Raw genomic sequence first — 6,000 nt, forward strand, 5'->3', positions numbered from 1 at the left:
TAAACTGGTAGAATTGGCTTGACCAATTTTAGATTTGGCAGGAAAATCAACCAATCCAATCTAAAATTCCTTGACTCATCCAGAGTCTTGACATAAGAGATAACATAAACATCAACGCCACCAAAGCTGCGAAAAGTAAATAAACTGTTTCTTAGTGGCGTGAATTTAGATAACATAAGCTAACTTAAAGTTCTTTGCTGCTGGGGAAGTGGCCTGTGCGTATTCCACTGGACTATTATCGAATTCTAGGTTTGCCTACTCAGGCTTCAGCCGAACAGTTGCAACAGGCGTATCGCGATCGCATTATGCAACTACCAAGGCGGGAGTACTCGTCCATGGCGATCGCAAGTCGTAAACAACTCATCGATCAAGCCTACGCCGTTCTTGCTAACCCAGAACAGCGACAATCTTACGACGCTACCTTTCTTACCAAATCCTACGAACCAGAAACAGAGGCATCAACTGAATCACTAGTTACCGATCCAGCAGAAAGCCTTAATATTAACTTTGACCCTAACTCCCCTAGTATTGAAATTAACGACGATCAATTTCTGGGCGCTTTACTAATTTTGGCAGAGTTAGGAGAATATGAACTAGTCCTGAAACTCGGACGTTCTTACTTGACAAATAGCAATACAGACATTGAGAATGGTCGATTTGGCGAGGCTAAAATTGTTCGACCCGATATAGTTTTAACCGTTGCTCAAGCTAGCTTAGAATTAGGACGCGAACAATGGAAACAACGGCGCTATGAAAATGCCGCCCTCACCTTAAATTTGGGTCAAGAATTATTATTGCGAGAAGGTTTATTTCCTAACATTAGGGGAGAAATTCAAGCAGATGTTTATAAACTGCGACCCTACAGAATTTTAGAATTATTAGCCTTGCCAGAAGAAAGTATTGAATATCGTAATCAAGGATTGCAGTTATTACGAGAAATGCTGCAAGAACGGGGAGGAATAGATGGCAATGGCAAGGATCAGTCAGGATTAAATGTAGATGAATTCCTGAGATTCATTCAGCAATTACGCGCCTATCTGACTGTTGTAGAACAACAAGGTTTATTTGAGCAAGAAGCGCGTCGTCCTTCCGCAGTCGCCACCTATTTGGCAGTTTACGCACTTTTAGCAAGGGGATTTACCGAAAGAGAACCAAGCTTAATTCGCCGTGCTAAATTATTGCTTACCAGGCTATTGAAGCGCCAAGATGTTTATCTGGAAATGGCGGTAGCGGCGTTATTATTGGGACAAACAGAAGAAGCTTCCCAAGCTTTAGAATTATCTGGCGAACAGCAATCTCTGGCTTTTATTCGGGAACATTCCCAAGGAGATCCCGATCTATTACCCGGACTTTGTTTATATAGCGAACATTGGTTACAGTCAGAAGTTTTCCCTCATTTCCGCGACTTGGTAAATCAACAAGTATCGTTGAAAGAATACTTTGCTGACGAACAGTTACAAAGTAGTTTGGAAGCATTACCACCGGAAACAGAAAGCGTAACTGATTGGGAAGCGATCGCATCCGATCGCTTATCCAGAGTCGCTACTCTCGGCGCAAGTACCGCAGCTGGGGGAAGGGGCACCTTAACCTACTCCACAAACCAAAGCGAAGCATCTAACCGGGCTGCAAACAGAGAAAATACTAACGTCAGAAGCTTGAAGAGCGCTGCAAAGACAGAAAATCCCAGCGCTTACAACTTACAAGCTGTACCCACTGCCGAGCGAGTAGTACAGGGAACCAGTGGCCCAGAACCCCAGACAAACCAAGTCATTGAACGAACAGTAATTCAAGGAGGCCAAACAACCAACACTCAAACTACAGGAGAAACCGAGCCATCACATCGGGGAGTATCCGTTCCCGTAAGTAACAGACGCGCTCAACGAGCTAACCGATGGGCAAATTGGCAAGATTGGTTGCCACTCAGACGTAGAGGCGCAATCGATCGAGAAGTTCCTTTGGTAGTTTTAGCATTAATTGGCTTATTTGGAATCGGACTCTCCATACTACTACTGAGTTGGATTATTCAAGCTCTGAGTCCCAAACCTGCACCACAAGTCCAAAAACCAGTGGAACAAGTAGAACCTGTTCCCGCACCTACCCCAGAAAATAATACCGCCATTTTAAGCACGGCAGGTCCGCTGACTCCCGCAATTGCTCAAATTGCGATCGTCACCTGGCTAGATACCAAATCTAAAGCTTTTAGCCCCCAACATGAAATTGATGCACTCGAGAATATTTTAGTTGACCCAGCTTTATCCCGCTGGCGCAAACTCGCACAAGCAACCCAAAGCCAAAACAAGTATCGCAGGTATGAACACAACGTTAAGGAAGATTCAGTCAAAGTCGTCAGAACAACCGTTAACGAAGCCAGAGTAGAAGCAATTGTAAGTGAATCAGTAACAACGCTCCAAGGAAATCAAGCAATTGCAAGAGAGTCTTATAACAGTCCTAACCTCCGCGTCAGATATGATTTAGTGCGTCAAAATGGTCAGTGGAAAATTAGAAGTATCACGCCAATTAAAAAATAGTTATCAGTGATATTAGAAAAGTTGAACGATTGGCTACGCAACGCTGCGCGATCGGCACTAGCAAAGAGTAAACAAATTTCATCTTTGCTGGTGCCTGATTGTTAATTTAATTATTTAAAAACACAATGTCAGGAAATTTTGACATACCCCAAAGGGGCAGTAATAGCTAATGTCATAATTTCATGACATCAGATCGCGTCAGCACCCGATAATCACGTAGATATACTCAGGATAATCGTGGAAACCCCTTGACCTTAAGCAAAAGTTTTTGCAAGATATGGTGAAGAAAGCGATCCCCACGATCCCAAAAATCAAGTAATTTTTTAGCTAGGAATGATTGAACAAATGTTTTCTCACCCAAATTCCCAATTACTTATTTAGGTGAACTACCAGAAACAGCACTAGGAATGGAAGTGGCTGGTTTGAGAAAAAAACATCGGAAAAACAGAAAAATTTGCCACGCGAGAAAAAACGGAGAGGATCAACAATTAAGTTAAGGAAAAGCAGATGAAAAACCAGAGTTATGAGGTGTAAACAGGCTGAAAATGAACAAACTTAATAGCTCAAAAAGTAGCAAATGTAAAAGTCGTCCCCACAACTGGAGAAACAATAGATGACGAAAGAGCGCCCCCCTTTAGAAGACATGACCTTGCGGCAATTGCGAAAAGTCGCCAGCGAGTACGGCATTTCTCGTTATAGCCGAATGCGGAAATCGCAACTGTTAGCAGCAATTTTAGAAGTACAACAACACCTACAAGTAGAAGAAGTTTCCGTTCAACTGACAATGACAAAAATGGAGGCACAAGAAGTAGTGGAAGCCGCAAAGTATGACCTCGGACATGAAGAGATTACTGAAGATACTCTTTCAACAGTAGATGATGGACTCGCCGATCTTCCAGCTGGTTACGGCGAATGCCGAATAGTTTTAATGCCACGCGATCCACAATGGGCTTATGCTTACTGGGATATCGCCAATGAAGCAAAAGAAGAATTGCGCCGCCAAGGTGGACAACAGCTAGCCCTGCGATTGTACGATGTTACAGATATCAACCTGGATTACCAAAGTCCACATAGCATTCAGGAATATCCCTGTGATGAGCTAGCAAGGGAATGGTATTTGCCAATTCCAGTGAGCGATCGCGACTACGTAGTAGAAATCGGTTACAGACGCACAGACGGTTACTGGCTACTCTTAGCTCGTTCCACTGCCATCCGCATCCCTCCCATCTATCCCTCAGACTGGATTGAAGACCAATTTATCACCGTGTCTTGGGATGAAGAACTCACAGGCAAAACTTTCTTTGAACTAGTTCCCCCAGAAAAGCGCACCGCAGAAGTTGCCAGCGTTGCCACCAAAGAAATTTTTGAATTAGCAGAAGAAGCCGAAGCACAACGCATCGCAGGCTCCGTCTTTGGCTCCATGCAGCAAGTACCAGGCTCCATGCAGCCAGTTAGTTCCTACGCGGTTAGCTCTTATGCTGTCAGTTCACACGAACAAGCTGTTAGCTCATACTCCGTTAGCTCTTATGCTGTCAGTTCCTACTCTGTACAACTGAGTTCTTTTAGCGTAAGTTCTTACGTCCCCGCAATCAGTTCCTTTTCAGTCAGTTCTTATGCCGTCCCCCTCAGTTCCTATGGCGTAAGCTCCTACGCAGTAAGTTCTTACGCCGTCAGTTCCTACGCCGTCAGTTCTTACGCAGTAAGTTCCTACGCAGTAAGTTCTTACGCCGTCAGTTCCTACGCCGTCAGTTCCTACGCCGTCAGTTCCTACGAACAGGCAATGAGTTCTTATGCCGTAAGTTCTTACACCGTACCCCTGAGTTCTTACGCCATCAGTTCTTATGGAGTAAGTTCCTCCGAACAAGCGATTAGCTCTTACGCCATCAGTTCTTATGGAGTAAGTTCTTACGAACAAGCAGTAAGTTCTTACGCTTTGAGTTCTTACGCCATCAGTTCTTATGGGTTAAGTTCTTACGAACAAGCGCTAAGTTCTTACGCCGTCAGTTCCTACGCCATTAGTTCTTATGGCGTAATCAGTTCATACGAAGTAATGAGCTCCTACGGAGTCGTCAGTTCTTACGAAGTAATGAGCTCCTACGGAGTCGTCAGTTCTTACGCCGTCAGTTCCTACGAACAAGCGGTAAGTTCTTACGCCGTCAGTTCCTACGCCATTAGTTCTTATGGACTAAGTTCTTATGAACAGGCGATTAGTTCTTACTCCGTCAGTTCCTACGCACTTAGTTCCTACGGGTTAAGTTCTTATGAACAGGCAATTAGCTCTTACGCCGTCAGTTCCTACCAAATTCCCATCAGTTCTTACACAATTAGTTCTTATGGGTTAAGTTCTGCCGAACAAGCGATTAGTTCTTACGCTGTTAGTTCCTACCAAATTCCAGTAAGTTCTTACGCGATTAGTTCTTACTCCGTCAGTTCTTACGAACAAGCGATTAGCTCTTACGCCTTGAGTTCTTACTCCGTCAGTTCCTACCAAATCCCCATCAGTTCTTACGCGATTAGTTCTTATGGGTTAAGTTCTGCCGAACAAGCGGTAAGCTCTTACGCCTTGAGTTCTTACGCTGTTAGTTCCTATCAAATTCCAGTAAGTTCTTACGCGGTGAGTTCTTATGCGGTGAGTTCTTACGAACAGGCACTCAGTTCCTATATCATTCCTTCTGGGGTAGGATTGTGGGCAGCGCCTACGGTTTCTGGACTTGGTTTTTCGGCTTCTGCGCCTCCGATTCGTCCGCGCAAGTTCTGGTTGATTGCTGATGCGGAGTTGATTGTTTACGGTGCGACTGAACCGGATGCTACTGTTACTATTGGTGGTCGTCCGATTAAGTTGAATCCTGATGGAACTTTCCGCTTCCAGATGTCGTTCCAAGATGGTTTAATTGACTATCCGATTCTGGCTGTTGCGGCTGATGGTGAGCAAACTAGAGCGATTCACATGAAGTTTAATCGGGAAACTCCATCACGGCACACTAATACTAAGGAAGAAGCGATCGAAGAATGGCTAGTGTAAATGTAAATCTTTGATCTAAAAAAGCTAATCTTTCCCCGCTATGTGCTATCAAATAGCGGGGTTTTATTTTGCCAACTTTCCTTCTACTCAGATCTTGCACTCAAAGGAGGTGGAACCTCCCACATCTCGTTCCCCGGTTGAACCGGGGAACGAAAAATAGAGGCTCTGCCTCCTGATGCAAGATCTCAGTTCTACCTATTCGTTGACACTCTGTGCCCTGGAAGTGCGGAGATTCTTAGTTCAAAGACACACCTTATAGCTATCTATCCTTGCGGCAATACTTAAACTAAATACCCGTAGAAAACTACCAAGTATTATAAAACTTCTCTCATTATATAAACAAATATAATCAGGCATAGTATCATATAACAATGAAGCTATCAGACTATGCTAAGCACTTAGGGATCTCATACCAAACAGCTTGGCGATGGTGGAAGTCTAACAAACTTC

The 6,000-nt window shown here is 44.0% G+C and carries 1 protein-coding gene and 2 pseudogenes; all 3 read left to right on the top strand.

What is annotated here, in order from left to right:
• Positions 1 to 215 precede the first annotated feature (215 nt).
• Entirely contained in the window at positions 216 to 2,528 is a 2,313-nt protein-coding gene (locus tag ACE1CC_RS23160) for an IMS domain-containing protein (RefSeq protein WP_413272797.1), read from the top strand.
• Between the two features lie 643 nt (positions 2,529 to 3,171).
• Positions 3,172 to 3,765, top strand: a pseudogene (locus tag ACE1CC_RS23165) (DUF4912 domain-containing protein); the annotation flags it as partial.
• A gap of 1,404 nt (positions 3,766 to 5,169) precedes the next feature.
• A pseudogene (locus tag ACE1CC_RS36910) lies at positions 5,170 to 5,550 on the top strand (DUF4912 domain-containing protein); the annotation flags it as partial.
• Positions 5,551 to 6,000 lie beyond the last annotated feature (450 nt).

Source organism: Floridaenema aerugineum BLCC-F46 (assembly GCF_041929345.1).
Taxonomy (GTDB): Bacteria; Cyanobacteriota; Cyanobacteriia; order Cyanobacteriales; family Aerosakkonemataceae; genus Floridanema; species Floridanema aerugineum.